Genomic DNA, 15,209 nt, shown 5'->3' with positions numbered 1-15,209 from the left:
GCGCCGGCGCGCTCTGCTTCGGGACCGACGGCGGGTCGTGCCGCTTCAGGCTGCTCCGGACGCGGGCACCCCCGCGCTCACGCCTCGGCGCGCACCGACAGCTCGATCCGCCAGCGCTCGTTCGGCTTCTGCGCCTCCCGGGGGATCGCCTCCAGGAGCAGCGTCCCCACCTCGGTGACCGACGCGCGCAGCTGCACCGGCACCATGTCGCCCTCCCGGCGGCCCTCCGCGGGCAAGGTGACCTCGATCGGCGAGAGCTCCTCGAGCTCTCCGGGCTTCCAGCTCTCGAGCTCGGTCCCGGCCTGGTCATCCCGGCGCACCGACGAGCTGAAGAAGCGGAAGCGCACCGGCTCGCCGACCACCACGCCGAACTCCTGCGGCGGCAGCGTCGCCTCGGTGCCTTCCTCCATGCCGAACGGCGCGAGGCAGAGCGCCGTGATGGGCGGCTCCAGGCCGGGCACCGCGGGAACGGCCCCCTCGATGCCCACGTAGTAGGCCCGCGCTGTCCCGCCGCGGATCCGGAGCCCGCGGCCGCGCCGCGCGAGGCCGTAGGCGGCGGCGCCGCGCGCGACCGCGAGATCCAGGTCGTCGCTCGGGAGCACCCGCGGCCGGGGCGCGCCGTCCTGCTCGAGCCAGGCGCCGAGCGTCGCGACCAGCCGCTCGCGCAGCGCCGCGCTCTTCATGACGCCCCCGTTGAAGAGCACCGCCGTCGGGTGCAGGAGGAGCGGCGCGCGGCCGGGCTCGGCGTTCGCTCCTCCCTGCGGGGCGAAGCCCGGAAGCTTCGACGTCGCGCCGGCCTGCCGCCCCAGGAACGCGGCCAGGTGGCGGGTGATCGCCGGGTCCTGCGCGTACGGGAGGCCGAGCTGCGTCAGGCCGGCGCGCGCGCGGGTCGCGGGGCGCGCGGACGATGGGACCTCGGGGAAGAACCCGTCCACGAGCGTCCGGGTGATCTCGTCCCGCGTGAGCTCGGTCCGGATCGCCGCCTCGAGCAGCTTCGAGCCGCGGCCAGCGATCGCGATCGGCGCCTCGCTGATCGACGGATCGCCGAGCAGCCGCTCCTTCGCGACGCGCGCGGCGTGGGTGAGCGACGTCACCTGCCAGCGATCGAGCTCCTTGCCCTCGGCGGCGAGCTTCGCCTTCACGACGTGCGCGAGCGCGAGGTCCATGTTGTCGCCGCCGAGCAGGATGTGGTCGCCGACCGCCACGCGGACGAGCTCGAGCGAGCCGTCGCGCGGGACCGCGGCGATCGCGGAGAAGTCGGTGGTCCCGCCGCCGACGTCGATCACGAGCAGCACGTCGCCCGGGTGGAGGTGCTTGCGCCACGCCTCGCCGGCCGCGTCGATCCAGGCGTACACGGCGGCCTGCGGCTCCTCGAGCAGGGTGAGGTCCTCGAACCCCGCGGCGCTCGCGGCCTCGACGGTGAGATCGCGCGCGGCGGCGTCGAACGACGCGGGCACCGTGATCACGATCTCCTGCTTCGCGAGGGCGAGCGCCGGATCGTCCTTCGCGAACAGGTGATCCCACGCCTCGGTGAGGTGCTCGAGGTACCGCCACGACGCCTCGACGGGCGAGATCTTCTCGATGTCCTCGGGCGCGCCGAGCGGGAGCGTCGATCCGCGCCGGTCGATGCCGGCGTGGCTGAGCCAGCTCTTCGCGCTGGAGATGAGGCGCGCCGGCGCGTCGACGCCGCGCGCGCGGGCGTGCTCGCCGACGGCGAAGCGCCGCTCGGCGTCCCAGGGCAGCGCCTGGGGGCCCTCGCTCTCGTGAGGGATGTACATGAAGGAGGGCAGGAGCGGGCGCGCCTCGAGCGTCCCCTGCGCCACGAGCTGCGGGGCCGCCATCACCTCGGGCGACGGCGTGAGCCGCGCGTCGGCTCCGTCCTCGGCCAGGCGCGCGTAGGCGAGCGCGCAGTGGGTGGTGCCGAGATCGATGCCGATGATGTAGCGCGCGCTCATAGCTCGACCTCCGCGGGGGCGATGATGCTGGCGTCGTGGCCGGCGACCGGCGTCGGCAGCGAGACGTCGTCGGCGCGCCAGCCCCGGTGGCGCAGCACCCCTCTGTAGGGCGCGGTCCCGGACACGTTGCCGATCAGCTTGATCTCGGAGGGGTTGTAGCCGGCCTCGAGCGTCACCTTCTCCCCCTCGTCCTCGCGCCGCACGGGCGCGAGCTTCGCGTGGCTGCGCAGCGCCTTGCGGCAGCCCTCGTGGACCATCCTCGCCGCCACGCCGACGTCCGCGTCGCCGAACGAGGCGATGTCCTGCTCGAGGAAGTCGACGAGCCGCCCCTCGCGCTGGAGCAGCGAGAGCAGCTGGAGCGCCGAGCTCACCGCGGGCGCGGCGTGCGGCGCGGGGGCGGCGACCGGCGCGGGGGCGGGCTCGCTCGCCGCAGCCGCGGCGGCCTCGGGGGCCGCGGGCGCGCCGCCTGCACGATCTCGCTCGAGCCGTCGCGGCTCAGCGCGCTCGGCCGGCGGCAGGGCGGCGACCGCCGCGCGCGCCTGCCAGGCCCGCGCGGCGAACTGGGAATCGAACAGCACGCGGAAGAAGCACGCGAAGGCGAACCAGAGCCGCGTGGACCAGGGGAGCGGAGGATCGTGGAGGTCGGCCACGGCGAGAGCCTAACGCCGAGCGTAGGGATCGGCACAGAGACCGGCGCGCGGGGCAGGGGGGCGCCTGCCCTGCGCCGCCGCCCGGGGCGACCCCGGGCCCCTCAGAAGGTCGCCCGGAGGACGGGGACGCGGACCTCGTGCCCCTGCGCCACGCCGAACTTGAACATCTCGTCCTGCGAGTAGAGCGGCTTGAACGAGAGCGCGGGCACGCCGAGCGCGACCCGGCGCGGCGTGATGTCGACGAGGCCGAGCCGGGGCTCTTCCCAGCGGGCCCGCCGGAGGATCTGCGCGGCGTCCGTCGTGAGCTGGACGTTGATCCCCGGCTGCGGGGGCTCCGCGGCCGGCTCGTTGCGGATCGGCTCGCTCTGGTCGGACTCGGGGGGCTTGTACGCGGTGGCGTTCAGGGTGACGACGAGGGTCGGGATGACCAGCGCCATGCCGCCGGCGAGCATGTAGAGCGGCACCTCCGCGGGCGGATCCGCCGCCTCGACGAAGTAGCCGGCGACGCCGCCGCCCACCGCGCCGAGCCCGCCGAACACGAGGTACGGCCAGGCGCGCTCGACCCCGATCGCCCCCATGGTCAGCATCACGACCTCGCCGCCGAGCAGCGCGCCGCCGACGATCCCCTTGCCGTCGACGCTCACCGTGTCGCCCTCGCTCGCCTCCTGAGCGCTCGCGCGCCCGGCGGCGCCGGCGAGCACCGCCGCTGCCACCGACGCTCCTGCCAGACAATGCGCTGCCTTTCGATTCAAGCGGTTCATCGGCATCGTGTTTTCCCCGTGTCGACTGTCGCGAAGCCTGCGAGGGCTCAAGCCATGGATCACCGCCGGCCTCATCCGAGGCTGGCGTCCGGGCCGGCCGGCTGGCGATCCCGTTTGGGCCGTCGAGCCGTTCTTGATTTGTGAACCGCTGGCGGAGTGAGCGGGTGCACACGCGCCTCGTCTCTCCTCCAGCGAAGCCGGTGCGCGAGCCTAGCACGGGTCTCAGCGCTCCGAACCGCTGCATTGCCGGTGCGGAGGATGGGTGGTATGGGTCGACGCAAACCGGGCCGTGGCCCGCCGACCTGCCGCCGAGCGCGCGGCAGCCTTCAAGGGATCAACGCTATGGGCCGCATCGGACCGCTCGAAATCGCTCTCCTCATCGGCCTCGCCTTGCTCCTCTTCGGCGCGGGGAGGATCGCTGACATCGGGAAGGGGATCGGCGAGGGTATCCGGAATTTCAAGAAGGGGATCCGCGACGACGAGGAAGAGGATCCCGCCAAGCAGCTGCCGGCGAAGCCCGAAGAGAAGCAAGAAGACACGCAGAAGCCCGTGTAGCGCCCGCGCTGGAACGCGGCGCTCGGGGGCGATCGGGGCGATCGCGCGCTGACGTCGGTCGACGCTCGCTGGGGTGCGTCTATACTCGATCGCCGTATGCCTCACCGACCCCTGGAGCGCATCGCCAAGGCGCTCGTCGTCTCCGCCGCGTTCCCGCTGGCAGCGTACTTCGTCCTTCAGTTCGGCCCTGGCGGGCTCTGGCGCGGGTTCGAGCCGGCGCTCGCGGTCACCGGGCAGGTGGCCAAGGCGCCGTACGACCTCACACGCCTCGAGGCCGTCAACGAGACGCTCAAGATGATCCGGGACAAGTACGTCGAGCCGGATCGCGTCAAGCCGAAGGAGATGCTGCTGTCGGCGCTCAACGCCGTCCAGCGCGACGTCGCGCAGGTGATCGTCCTCAACGAGGACCCGAACGAGGTCACCGTCCGCGTCGAGACCAGCGAGAAGAAGTTCCGGATCGACAACATCCAGGGCCCCTGGGACGTCTCCGCGCGCCTCCGCGAGGTCTTCACCTTCCTCCAGAAGAACCTCCGCGGCACGGAGGTCGATCTGCGGGACGTCGAGTACGCCGCGTGCAACGGCATGCTGCACACGCTCGACCCGCACTCGTCGTTCCTGAGCCCCGAGGCGTACAAGGAGATGAACCTCTCCACGTCGGGCGCGTTCGGCGGGCTCGGCGTCGTGATCTCGATCCGCGACCAGATGCTCACCGTCCTGAACCCGATGCCCGACACGCCCGCGGGCAGGGCGGGCCTCAAGCGGCTCGATCGGATCGTGAAGATCAACAACGAGTCGACGCTCAACATGCCGCTCGACGACGCTGTGCGGAGGCTCCGCGGCGATCCCGGCACCCCGGTCACCGTGTGGGTGACCCGCGAGGGCGAGGGAGGGTGGCAGGGGCCGAAGGCCTTCGAGCTGACCCGCGAGGTGATCAAGGTGAGGTCCGTCGAGTCGCGCGCCCTCGAGGGCGGCGTCGGCTACGTCCGGCTCAAGACGTTCCAGGCGACCTCGACCGCGGAGCTCGACGCGGCGCTCGACGGGCTGCGCAGCAAGGGGCAGCTGAAGGGGCTCGTGCTCGATCTGCGCGGCAACCCGGGCGGCCTGCTCGACCAGGCCGCGCGCATCGCCGACAAGTTCCTCGCCGACGGCGTCATCGTGTCCACGGTCGGCGCCTCCGAGGGGCGCGAGGAGAAGCGCGCCAAGGGGCCGGGCACCGAGCCGCTGTACCCGATCGTGGTGCTCGTGAGCGGCAACAGCGCGAGCGCGAGCGAGATCGTGGCCGGCGCGCTGAAGAACAACGATCGCGCCGTCATCGTGGGCTCGCAGACGTTCGGCAAGGGCAGCGTGCAGCTCGTCTTCCCCGACGTCACGGCCGAGAAGGCGGCCCTCAAGCTCACGATCGCGCAGTACCTGACGCCGGGCGACATCTCCATCCAGGGCGTCGGCGTCACGCCGGACATCGAGCTCGATCCGATGACGGTCGACGAGCTCGAGATGGATCTCACGGTCCAGAAGGATGGGCTCCGGGAGCGCGATCTCTCGGCGCACCTCTCGAACGCGCGCGCGGCGGCCGCGGGCAAGCCGTCCGAGGTCGTCCGCTACCAGCTCACGAGCGCCGATCGGGAGCAGATGCGGGAGCGCGGGGGCGACATCGACGAGGACTTCTCCGTCGACTTCCCCATCCGCTTCGCGCGGGAGCTCGCCGCGCGGATGCCGCCCTCCACGCCGAGGCTCCAGCAGCTCCGGGCGATGCACGACTACATCGATCAGGTCGGCAAGGAGGAGCTCGGCAAGGTCGCGGCCGAGCTGACGAAGCTCGGCGTCGACTGGTCCGACGCGCCCGAGGGGGCCACGCCGGCGGCGAAGTCCGAGCTCGACGTGAAGGTCGAGACCGATCGCCCCAATGCCGAGGTGACCGCGGGGCAGCCGATGGAGCTCCGGGTCACGGTCAAGAACAACGGAAAGCAGCCGGTCTACCGGCTCCGCGGGACGACGGAGAGCGACAACCCGTACTTCGACAGCAAGGAGCTCATCTTCGGCAAGATCGGCCCCGGCCAGACGAAGAGCGCGAAGGCGCCGCTCGGCTGGTGCGAGGTCGAGGGGCGGAAGGTCGGCTCGACGAAGCCGAGGAAGGCGAACGAGAAGCGCGTCTGCACGATCCCGATGGACGCCCTCTCGCGGAGCGACGGCCTCAAGGTGAAGTTCGAGGTCGCCGCCGCGCCGGAGCCGCCGGCGGTCGAGATCCGGCCCACGGTGCGCGCGCTCGACCGGCCGCTCTTCCAGTACGCCTATCAGATCGCGGACGACCGTGAGGGCAACGGCGACGGGCTCATCCAGAAGGGAGAGCGGGTCAGCATGTACCTGACCGTCAAGAACGTCGGCAAGGGGCCGTCGTACGAGACGCAGGCGAACATCGCGAACCTGTCGGGCGACGGGCTCATGCTGCACGCGGGGCGCTTCGACGTCTCGAACATCAAGCCGGGCGACGTGCGCAAGGTGGTCTTCAGCTTCGACGTGGAGCAGCACCTGTCGGAGCCCGAGGCGACCCTCACGCTCTCGGTCGGCGATCGCGATCTCCGTGAGTTCGCCAGCGAGAAGGTGAAGATCCCGATCTCGCCGCGCATCCAGCTCCAGGGCGGCGGCTCCACCATGAAGGCTGGGGCGGAGGGGGCGACCCTGCTCCCGTCGCCCGAGGCGAGCGCGCGCGGCTTCGGCCGGCTCCCGGCGGGCGCCGTGGTCAAGGTGCTCGGCGAGGCGCCAGGCGGGTTCCTCAAGATCGACCTCGGCGCGGGGCGCTTCGCGTTCGTCGCGGCGCGCGAGGTGGCCCCTGGCGGCGGGCCGGCCCCGGCGGCGGTCGCGTTCGAGGACCTCTACTCGCACGCGCCGCCGACGCTGGACATCGCCGCGGCGGCGCTGGCGACGACCGCCGGCACCATGAAGATCACGGGGACGGCGTCGGACAGCGAGCGGCTGCTCGACACCTTCATCTTCGTCGGGTCGCGGAAGCTCTACTACAAGTCGAACCGCGACGGCGCCGACCCGAAGAAGGCCGAGTTCGCGTTCGAGGCGGCGCTCCGGCCGGGGGTCAACGTGATCACCGTGGTCGCGCGCGAGACGCCCGACACCACGACGCGGCGCACGCTCGTGGTGCGCAAGGACGGGCCTGATGGCTCGATCCTGAAGACCCCGAAGTCCGACAACCCCGTGGACGATTGGATTGCGGACCGCGGCGGCGAGGAGTAGGTCGCTGGGGAATGGACGAAGGCGACCACAGCGACGGCGACATGGACGACCGCGGTGACGGGCGTAGAGGGCGGGGCTCCGCCGGGCTGCCCTGCCCGGCGAGGATCTGGTAGCCTCATCACGTGGGACTCCTCGCCTGGCTCGGCCTGAAGCAGGGGGGCTCGTTCCCGAACCTCGACGCCCTCCTGACGGAGCTCCGCACGGCGCTCCCGGACGACGAGGCGGTCGTCCTCCGCTACATCGCCACCGTCATCGTCCTGCTCGGCAAGGTCGCCTGCGTCGATGGCCGCTTCTCCGACAAGGAAGACGAGCTGCTCCGCGAGCTGCTCACGCACGTCGACGGGCTCGCGCCGAGCGGCGTCGAGGCCGTGTTCAACGCCCTCCAGGGCAAGCTGCCCGCGCTCCAGGAGGGCGAGGTCGACCGCTGTTATCGCGAGCTCAAGGCGCTCTGCAACGCGAGCGAGCGGGTGGAGGTCGTGCGCCTCTTGATCCGGCTCGCGGCGGCGGACGGCGCGCCCACGCCGGCCGAGCGGGCCGAGATCGAGCGCATCGCCGAGGAGCTCGGCGTCTCGCTCGCTGACATCGAGCCCGATCTCTCCGTCGAGGCCGGCCATCAGGCGGGCTCCTCGGTGCCACCGGACGACCGGAGCGATCCCGGCGGCGAGCCCCCGGCGTGAGCCGGGCGCGAGCGCGCTCATCTGATCCGTCGCGTAGGTCGCGCTGCTGTCGGGCGCGAGCGCGCTCGTCTGAGCCCTCGCGCGCGCCGCGCTGCTATCGGGCGCGAGCGCCGCTCGGCTGATCCGTCGCGCGCGTCGCGCTGCTGCCGGGCGCCAGTGGCGCTCGCCTGATCAGTCGCGCGCGTCGCGCTGCTCGGCGCTGCCCTCGGGGCTCGGAGCGCGGCTCGCGAGGCCGAGCGCCCGTCGCTGCTTCAGCGCCGTGAGCGCCACGAACAGGACGAACAGGACCGCCCCGAGCACCGCCACGAGCACGCCGAAGTTGAAGAGGTAGTGCGCGCCCTGCGCGCCCCCCACCCCCATCAAGAAGATGCCGAGCAGCGCGATGCCCGCGCCGATGACGGGATCAGGGCCGGCGTCGTTCTCCGACGTCGCACGCGAGAGCCCGCTCCCCTGGACCCCGGAAGCCTCGTTGCTCATCGGATGGCTCACATGGAGGAGCTTAGCAAACTGGTCCACCGCCCGAAACCCGCCAGCGCCGGACCCGGGCTATGCTGAGCGGGTGAGCACGCCCACCCACCCACGAAACGACCGTCCGTCTCCGCCCGCGCCGTCTGACTTCGCCGGGCGCCGCGTCATCTGCTTCGAGAGCCGCCGCGCCTCCGAGATGGCCTCGCTGATCCAGCGGTATGGCGGCGTGCCCGTCACGGCGCCCACGCTCCGCGAGGTGCCCATCGAGAGGAACGAGCGCGCCCTCGACTTCGCGCGGCGCCTCGCGGGCGCCGAGTTCGACCTCGTGATCCTGATGACCGGCGTCGGGACCCGTGCGCTCGTGGCTGAGGCGGCGCCTGCGCTCGAGTCGAACCAGGGCGGCGGCGGGGCGTCCGATGGCGACGGTGGCACGGACGCCCAGGGCGTATCTCTCCTGGCGGCGGCGCTCGCCTCCGTGCAGCTCGTCGTGCGCGGCCCCAAGCCGGCCGCGGCGCTGCGCGAGCTGGGTCTGACGCGCTTCATCACCGTCCGCGAGCCGAACACCTGGCGAGAGATCGTCGAGGCCGTCAGCGCGCTCGGCGATCTGCGCGGAAAGCGCGTCGCCGTCCAGGAGCACGGCGCGCCGAGCCACGAGCTCTACGCGAGCCTCTCGGCGGCCGGCGCCGATGTCACGCCGGTGCCGGTGTACCGCTGGGCGCTCCCGGACGACACCGCGCCGCTCCGGCAGGCGCTCCGCCTCATGGCGGACGGCGGCGCGGCGATCACGCTCTTCACGAGCCGCGCGCAGGTCGAGCACGCGCTCCTCGTGGCGGCCGAGGAGGGGCTCGTCGAGCGGCTGCGCGTCGCGCTCGCGCGGGGCGTGGTGGCGTCCATCGGGCCGGTCTGCACGGAGGCGCTGCGCGCCGAGGGGATCGAGCCGGATTTCGAGCCCGAGCACCCGAAGATGGGCCACCTGGTCAAAGCGGCGGCCGCGCGCTCGATCGAGATCCTCGTCGCGAAGGGAAATCGGGGCGACGCGCCCCTGCCGGCTCAGTCTTCGTAGTCGTCGTACGCCTCGTCCTCGTCGGCGGAGCGCGCCACGGTCGCCGGCCGGGGCGCGGGGCCGGGCTCTGCGCCGACGGCCGCGCGCTCATCCGTGTCCGCGTGGCCCCTGTCGATCAGCTCGGCGCGGTAGAGCACGCGCCCGTCCTCCGCCGTGATCTCACCGCCCACGTCGCCCCAGGCGAAGTCGTCGCTCTGGAGCGTGCGCATCGTCGCCTTCGTCTTGCCGATGCGCACGCGGAAGCTCGTCCGCTGGCACGGGAGGGAGGAGCCGCCGACCTCGACGTTCACCGCCTCGCTGCCGAGCACGTCCTCGTTCTCGTCGGCGGCGAGCGCGGTCTTGGCCATCATCGCGTCGTAGGCCGAGAGGGTCGCCGGCCGCTCCGCGCCGTCGTCGATCCACGCCGCGCCGAGGATCTCACCGCGCCTGCTGGGCTCGTCGCTCATGCGGACCCGCAGCGCCTCGGTCTGCTTGCCGTCCTCGAGGGTCACGTCGACCACGAGGACGTCCCCCTCGCGCGCGACGACCCGCTGCGTGAGGAGCAGCGGCGTCTTCCTGAAGCTGCCCGAGAACCGGTAGGCCACATAATCGCCGGGCTTGCGCGCGCCGGGCGCCTGCTCGGCGATCGGGCCGCGCTCGTCGAGCGAGCCCTTCGCGCGCTGCGGGACCTCGCGCCGCGCTTGCGCCGCCACCTTGGCGGAGGCGTCCTGCGGGCGACCGGAGCGAGCGTTCGTCTCGATCCCGGCGCCGCAGCCGGCAGCCAGGACCGAGGTGAGGGCGGCGAGGAGGAGCGGTCGGTTCATGCTCGTCCGGTACCGGAGAGCGCCCGCCGTGGCCCAATTTCTGGCGGTTCCAGGGCGCACCCGCGCGACCGCGCGCGAGCGGTGTTCAGGGCAGCTTGCCGCTCGGGAGCATATCGTCGAAGGCGGCGTCGAACTCGTCCGCGATCATCTCGGCGCCGACGGCGCGCGCGGCCGGCTTCGGGACGTCGATGCGGCGCAGCCGCTCCGCCACGCTGCCGCGCGGGTCGCTGTAGCTCGGGCTCATCCGGGCGACGCGCTGGAAGTAGTAGAGCGCCTGCTCGGGGACGCCGCGCATCTCGTAGGCGTTCGCGATCTCGTAGGTCAGCGCGAGCTCCTGCTCGACCGTCTTGTGCGAGGCGTGCAGCCCGCGGATGAGCGCGTCGATGCCTGCCTCGATGTCGCCCATCTGGAGGTGGGTGACGCCGATCATCGATTGGCAGACGCACTCTCGCCCGGGGTCGCGGGAGGCGAGCTCGAACTCGCCGATGGCGTCGGCGTAGAGGCCCATCTCCTTGTAGGCGACGCCGAGATCGTAGTGCGTCGACGCGTCGGACTCGGAGATCTGCGCCGCGACGCCCGCCTTGAACTGCTCGAAGACGCTCTCGACGCTGATCTGCCGAGGATCGTCCTGGACGCCCGTCACCGAGCCCGGCACGACCTCGAGCTCGTCGATCATCTTGAGCGACTCGGCGATGTCGAACGCGCGATCCTCGTCCGGCCGCTCGCTGCCGCGCGGGACGGCCCGCGTGCCGCTCTCGTTGTCGGTCGCCGCCCGCACCACCCGCGCGTCCGAGGCCAGCTCCGTGACCTCGCGCAGCCGTTCCATCAGGAGCGGGTGGTTCGGCAGCCGCGCCAGCTGCTCCTCGAGGATGTTCCGCGCCTCGTCGAACATCCCGTGCTGCGCGAAGAACTCGACCTCCTCGAGCGCGTCCTCGTCGAGCGCGTCCGCGCGCCGCAAGGAGCCCGGCGGCACGGAGCGGCCCGACACCGGCCGGACCGACGCCGGTCGGCCCGACACCGGGCTGTACAGGGCCGGCGGCGGCGCGGCGAGCACGGGAGGGGGAGGTATCGAGGACGCCGGGGGCGGAGCCTGGGACGCAGCGACGGCGAGGGGGTGCTCAGGCACGCGGCTCGGGTTGACCGACGCCGTCTCCTCCTCCTCGTCGTCGATGGCCTCGAGCTCCTCGACGTCCTCGACCTCTTCGACGTCCTCGATCGGGAAGCTCGGCAGCGGCGGCTCGTTCGCGAACGGATCGTCGAGGTGCGTGACGAGCTCGGGCCGCCGGGGGAGCGCCTCGACGACGCCGTCTTCATCGAGGGTGTACGCGGGCAGCGGCGCGTCGGGGTCGTAGAGGTCCTGGCTCGGCACCTCGGACGCATACGCGTCGTTCTCGCCGGCCGTCGGCGAGGCTTCCGGACCGGCGGCGTCTTCCTCCGCGAGCTCTTCCTCCTGCGGCACGGCGTAGCCGAGCAGGTTGAGCATCTCCGTGGCCTGGGCGTTGTCGGGATCGAGGAGCAGCACCTCGTCGAGGAGCCTCGCCGCGTCGTCGACGGCGTCCTCGCTGGCCAGCTGCTGCGCGAACGCGAGCATCTGCTCGACGGCGGCGTCCTGGTCGCCCGCCTCGATCAGGACATCGCAGAGCTTCTCGCGCAGCTCTCGAGCGGCCGGAAGCCGGGCGACGCCGCCCTTGAGGAGGGCGACCGCCTTGTCGTACTGCCGGTCGCGCCGGAGGCTCTCGGCGTGCGCGACGAGCTGCCGCGGGCTCGCGATCGGCGACGTCGAGGGCTGCGACGCGCGGAGCGGGATCGGCACCGCGGACGCGGGCTCGTCGTCCTCGACGTCGAGCTCCTCCGCCTCCTCGTCCTCCTCCTCCTCGAGCTCGACGTCGATCGACGCGCGCGTGTTCCTCGACGAGGGCGCGATCTGGGAGGCGAGCTGGCGCACTCCCTCGTCGTTCGGGGCGCGCGTGATCAGGGCCGAGACGAGCGCGGTGAACTGATCGACCCGCCCGGCCTCCTTGGCGATGCGCGCCGACTCCTTCTGCACCTCGATCGCCTTGGCCGGCTGCCCGAGCAAGTCGAAGGCCCGGGCGAGGAGCGCGAGCGTCTCCAGGTCTCGCGGGTTCTCCTTGAACGCGATCTGGAGCTTGGTCAGGGCCGACATCGCGTCGCTCTGGTCGCCGCGGTCGAGGTAGATCTCGGCGGCCATGCGGGCGAATCGGGCGTCCGGGCGGTGCTGCAGGAGGCGCTCGACCACCTTCAGCGCGTCGTCGCGCCGCCCGAGCTTGAGCAGGAGCTCGGCCGCCGTCCCGAAGCGCTGGATCGCGGCGTCGTAGTCGCGGACCCGGATCAGCGCCTCCGCGAGGCGGAGATAGGCGAGGGGGTTGTTCGGGTCGAGGTCGACGACCCGCTTGAAGATGTCGATCGCGTCGCGGTCGCGCCCCGCGCGGAGCAGGCGCGTCGCGACCTCGTCGTAGGCGGCGAGCGCGTCGCTCGTGAGCCCGAGCTGCGTGTAGATCTCCGCGAGGCGCGGGACGATGTGGCCGAAGCGATCCTCGTACTGCGGGACGTGCTTGTGGATGATCTCGCGGATCTGCTTGTAAACGGCGATCGCCTTGAGCGCGAAGCCCTGGAGGGAGTAGAACTGGCCGACGCGCTCGTAGGTGGTGATCGCCTCGACGTACTCCTCCGTCTTCAGGTAGAGGTCGCCGATCTTGAGCAGCGTGCGGACGTCCTTCGGATCGTCTGCGACCAGCTTCTGGTACTCGGCGATGGCCTTGTCGAAGCGCTTCCGCTCGACCAGCTTCTGCGCGGTCTGGAGTACCTTGTCGCGATCGACCGCCACGGCGATGGAAATCTCCTGCTGAGGGCAGCAAGGCGCTGCTCGGGCGCCTCGTCGGCATCCCTCACCTCGCCTAAAAAACACCTAGCCAATCCCGCCACCACGTACAAGCGCGCGGCACCGGAAGTTCCGGAAGCTACCGCGAAGGTGCTTGTTTGCAGTGTGCGGCCCCCGGGGGCCTCTGTCCGGCAACGCGGCGACCGCCTGGCGCGGTGGCCGCGAGCCCCCGCCCCGGTCGGACGCTGGGCGGTCCGGTCGAGGCGCGTCGAAGAGCGCGCCCTACCCTGTAGGAACGCGCTGAACGGCCGGGGATTCGCGAAGATCGCGGGGAAGGTGGCGAGCGCCGCCATTCCCGCGAAGACAGCGTTAAGCCTAGCAGTCGAGCGGCCTTGTTGCACATTTCGTGCGATCTTCCGCGACCCGCGGCCGCCTCGCTGGAGGTCGCGCGACCCGGCGATCGCCGGGGGCGCGGGGTCGCGGCGTGCCCGTGCCGCGCGGGCGATGTATGCGCGCCGCGCCGGATGAGAGGGCAGGGGGGTAGGTCGCGAGCTCGGCCGCCGCCGGGGCCGAGCGCGGGCGTCGCCGGGAGGGCGCACCGGAGCGCCGCCGTTTCTCGACCGTCCAGGCGAATGGACCTAGAGTTGGGCACCATGTCGCGCAGCCAGGCCTACCGTGCCCCGTTCGCTCCTGGAGAGGAAAATGCCGTCGACGCCGCGCTTTGCGAGCGGCTCCTCTCGGTCGCCCTGTCCAAGGGAGGTGATTACGCTGACCTCTTCTTCGAGTACCGCGCCGGAGGCGGGTTCACCTTCGACGAAGGGATCCTCAAGGCGGCCTCGCGTGGGGTGTCGATGGGGGTCGGCGTCCGCGTCCAGCGAGGAGACGCGACCGGGTACGCGTACACGGAGGACCTCACCTGGGAGGCGATGCGGCGCGCGGCCGAGACGGCGGCGCAGATCGCGACGGGCTCGGGCGGCAAGGAGAAGATCGAGCTCAGGCGCCGCGAGCTGCCGACCCGCTACGAGCTGCCCAGCATCTCGCTCGACGCCCCCGGGCTCGCGAAGCGCGCGCTGCTCGAGCGCGCGAGCGCCGCGGCGCTCGCCTACAATCCCAGCATCGTCAAGGCGGAGGCGAGCTTCGTCGAGGAGGTGCGCGAGGTCCTCGTGGCCACGAGCGACGGGCGGATGGCGCACGACGTCCAGCCGCTCATCCGCTTCGGCGTGCGCGCGCTCGCCGAGCGCGGCGGAAAGCGCCAGGAAGGCTCGAGCGGCGGCGGCGGGCGCATGACGACGGCCTACTTCGAGGGCAAGTCGCCGGAGTGGCACGCCGAGGAGGCCGCGCGGCAGGCGGTGGCGATGCTCGACGCCCGCGACGCGCCCGCCGGCGAGATGAACGTCGTGCTCGCCCCGGGCGACAGCGGCATCCTGCTCCACGAGGCGGTGGGGCACGGGCTCGAGGCGGACTTCAACCGCAAGGGGACCAGCAACTACGCGGGACAGATCGGCAAGGACGTCGCGAGCTCGCTCTGCACGGTGGTGGACGACGCCACGCTCCTCCAGTCGCGCGGCACGATCAACGTGGACGACGAGGGCCACGAGCCCGAGCGCAGCACGCTCATCGAGAACGGCAAGCTCGTCGGGTACATGCACGACCGGCTCTCGGCCCGGCACTTCGGGCTCACGCCGACCGGCAACGGGCGGCGCGAGAGCTTCGCCGCCGCGCCGATGCCCAGGATGACGAACACCATCCTGCTCGCGGGCCCGCATGATCCCGAGGAGATCGTGAGGTCCGTGAAGCGAGGCGTTTTCGCGAAGAAGTTCGGCGGCGGCCAGGTCGACATCTCGAACGGCGATTTCGTGTTCTCTCTGACCGAGAGCTACCTCATCGAGGACGGCAAGCTGACCGCGCCCCTCAAGGGCGTGAACCTGATCGGCAACGGCCCCGAGGTGCTCCGGCGCGTCACCATGCTCGGCCACGACGTCGCCGTCTCCGACGGCATCTGGACGTGCGGCAAGGACGGACAGAGCGTCCCCGTAGGTGTTGGGTGCCCCACAATCAAGATCGATCTCATCACGGTCGGCGGAACGCGGATCGGCTGATTTCCAAGGCTGGAACGCCAGGCGGAAGGTAAGCCTCGCAGCGGTATTGGTGGGTTTAGCGCGGTGCGTCTTGCCGGCCCGTCGTGACACCCGTAT

At 72.0% G+C, this 15,209-nt stretch carries 11 protein-coding genes; 5 read left to right on the top strand and 6 right to left on the bottom strand.

Going from position 1 to position 15,209, the window contains the following annotated elements; translation table 11 throughout:
• Positions 1-77: 77 nt before the first annotated feature.
• From WME73_RS35075 to WME73_RS35065, 3 genes are all read right to left on the bottom strand, one after another.
• On the bottom strand, positions 78-1,955 hold the full coding sequence (locus tag WME73_RS35075; protein WP_437912364.1) for an Hsp70 family protein: 1,878 nt from the start codon (positions 1,953-1,955) through the stop codon (positions 78-80).
• Complete coding sequence (locus WME73_RS35070; protein WP_437740710.1) at positions 1,952-2,605, bottom strand: DUF2760 domain-containing protein; 654 nt, start codon at positions 2,603-2,605, stop codon at positions 1,952-1,954. Before WME73_RS35070 ends, WME73_RS35075 begins: the two co-directional genes overlap by 4 nt.
• Before the next feature lie 101 nt (positions 2,606-2,706).
• Complete coding sequence (locus tag WME73_RS35065) at positions 2,707-3,318, bottom strand: hypothetical protein (protein ID WP_437740709.1); 612 nt, start codon at positions 3,316-3,318, stop codon at positions 2,707-2,709.
• A gap of 390 nt (positions 3,319-3,708) precedes the next feature.
• Between WME73_RS35065 and WME73_RS35060 the strand changes: the two genes are divergently transcribed.
• The 3 genes from WME73_RS35060 (at position 3,709) to WME73_RS35050 (ending at position 7,841) form a co-directional block, all read left to right on the top strand.
• On the top strand, positions 3,709-3,921 hold the full coding sequence (locus WME73_RS35060; protein ID WP_044966375.1) for a twin-arginine translocase TatA/TatE family subunit: 213 nt from the start codon (positions 3,709-3,711) through the stop codon (positions 3,919-3,921).
• A 96-nt stretch (positions 3,922-4,017) separates the two neighbouring features.
• A complete protein-coding gene (locus WME73_RS35055) occupies positions 4,018-7,164 on the top strand; it encodes an MXAN_5808 family serine peptidase (protein WP_437740708.1) in 3,147 nt (1,048 codons plus the stop codon).
• Between the two features lie 122 nt (positions 7,165-7,286).
• Positions 7,287-7,841, top strand: a complete 555-nt coding sequence (locus WME73_RS35050; RefSeq protein ID WP_437740707.1) for a TerB family tellurite resistance protein — start codon at positions 7,287-7,289, stop codon at positions 7,839-7,841.
• A 171-nt stretch (positions 7,842-8,012) separates the two neighbouring features.
• Here WME73_RS35050 and WME73_RS35045 read toward each other — a convergent pair whose 3' ends face one another.
• Positions 8,013-8,318: a hypothetical protein gene (locus tag WME73_RS35045; protein ID WP_437524051.1), complete on the bottom strand. Its 306-nt coding sequence runs from the start codon at positions 8,316-8,318 to the stop codon at positions 8,013-8,015.
• Positions 8,319-8,400: 82 nt separating this feature from the next.
• On the opposite strand from WME73_RS35045, the gene WME73_RS35040 reads away from it, so the two are divergent.
• Entirely contained in the window at positions 8,401-9,372 is a 972-nt protein-coding gene (locus WME73_RS35040; RefSeq protein ID WP_437740706.1) for a uroporphyrinogen-III synthase, read from the top strand.
• Here the strand turns inward: WME73_RS35040 and WME73_RS35035 are convergent.
• On the bottom strand, positions 9,360-10,175 hold the full coding sequence (locus WME73_RS35035; RefSeq protein WP_437740705.1) for a hypothetical protein: 816 nt from the start codon (positions 10,173-10,175) through the stop codon (positions 9,360-9,362). The genes WME73_RS35040 and WME73_RS35035 overlap by 13 nt on opposite strands.
• Positions 10,176-10,260: 85 nt before the next feature.
• Entirely contained in the window at positions 10,261-13,020 is a 2,760-nt protein-coding gene (locus tag WME73_RS35030; protein WP_437912363.1) for a tetratricopeptide repeat protein, read from the bottom strand.
• Between the two features lie 647 nt (positions 13,021-13,667).
• Here WME73_RS35030 and WME73_RS35025 point away from each other — a divergent pair.
• Positions 13,668-15,113: a TldD/PmbA family protein gene (locus WME73_RS35025; protein ID WP_437740703.1), complete on the top strand. Its 1,446-nt coding sequence runs from the start codon at positions 13,668-13,670 to the stop codon at positions 15,111-15,113.
• Positions 15,114-15,209 lie beyond the last annotated feature (96 nt).

Source organism: Sorangium sp. So ce302 (genome assembly GCF_051530145.1).
In the GTDB taxonomy this organism is placed as follows: Bacteria; Myxococcota_A; Polyangia; order Polyangiales; family Polyangiaceae; genus Sorangium; species Sorangium cellulosum_B.
This window is presented reverse-complemented; position numbering and strand designations above follow the sequence as displayed.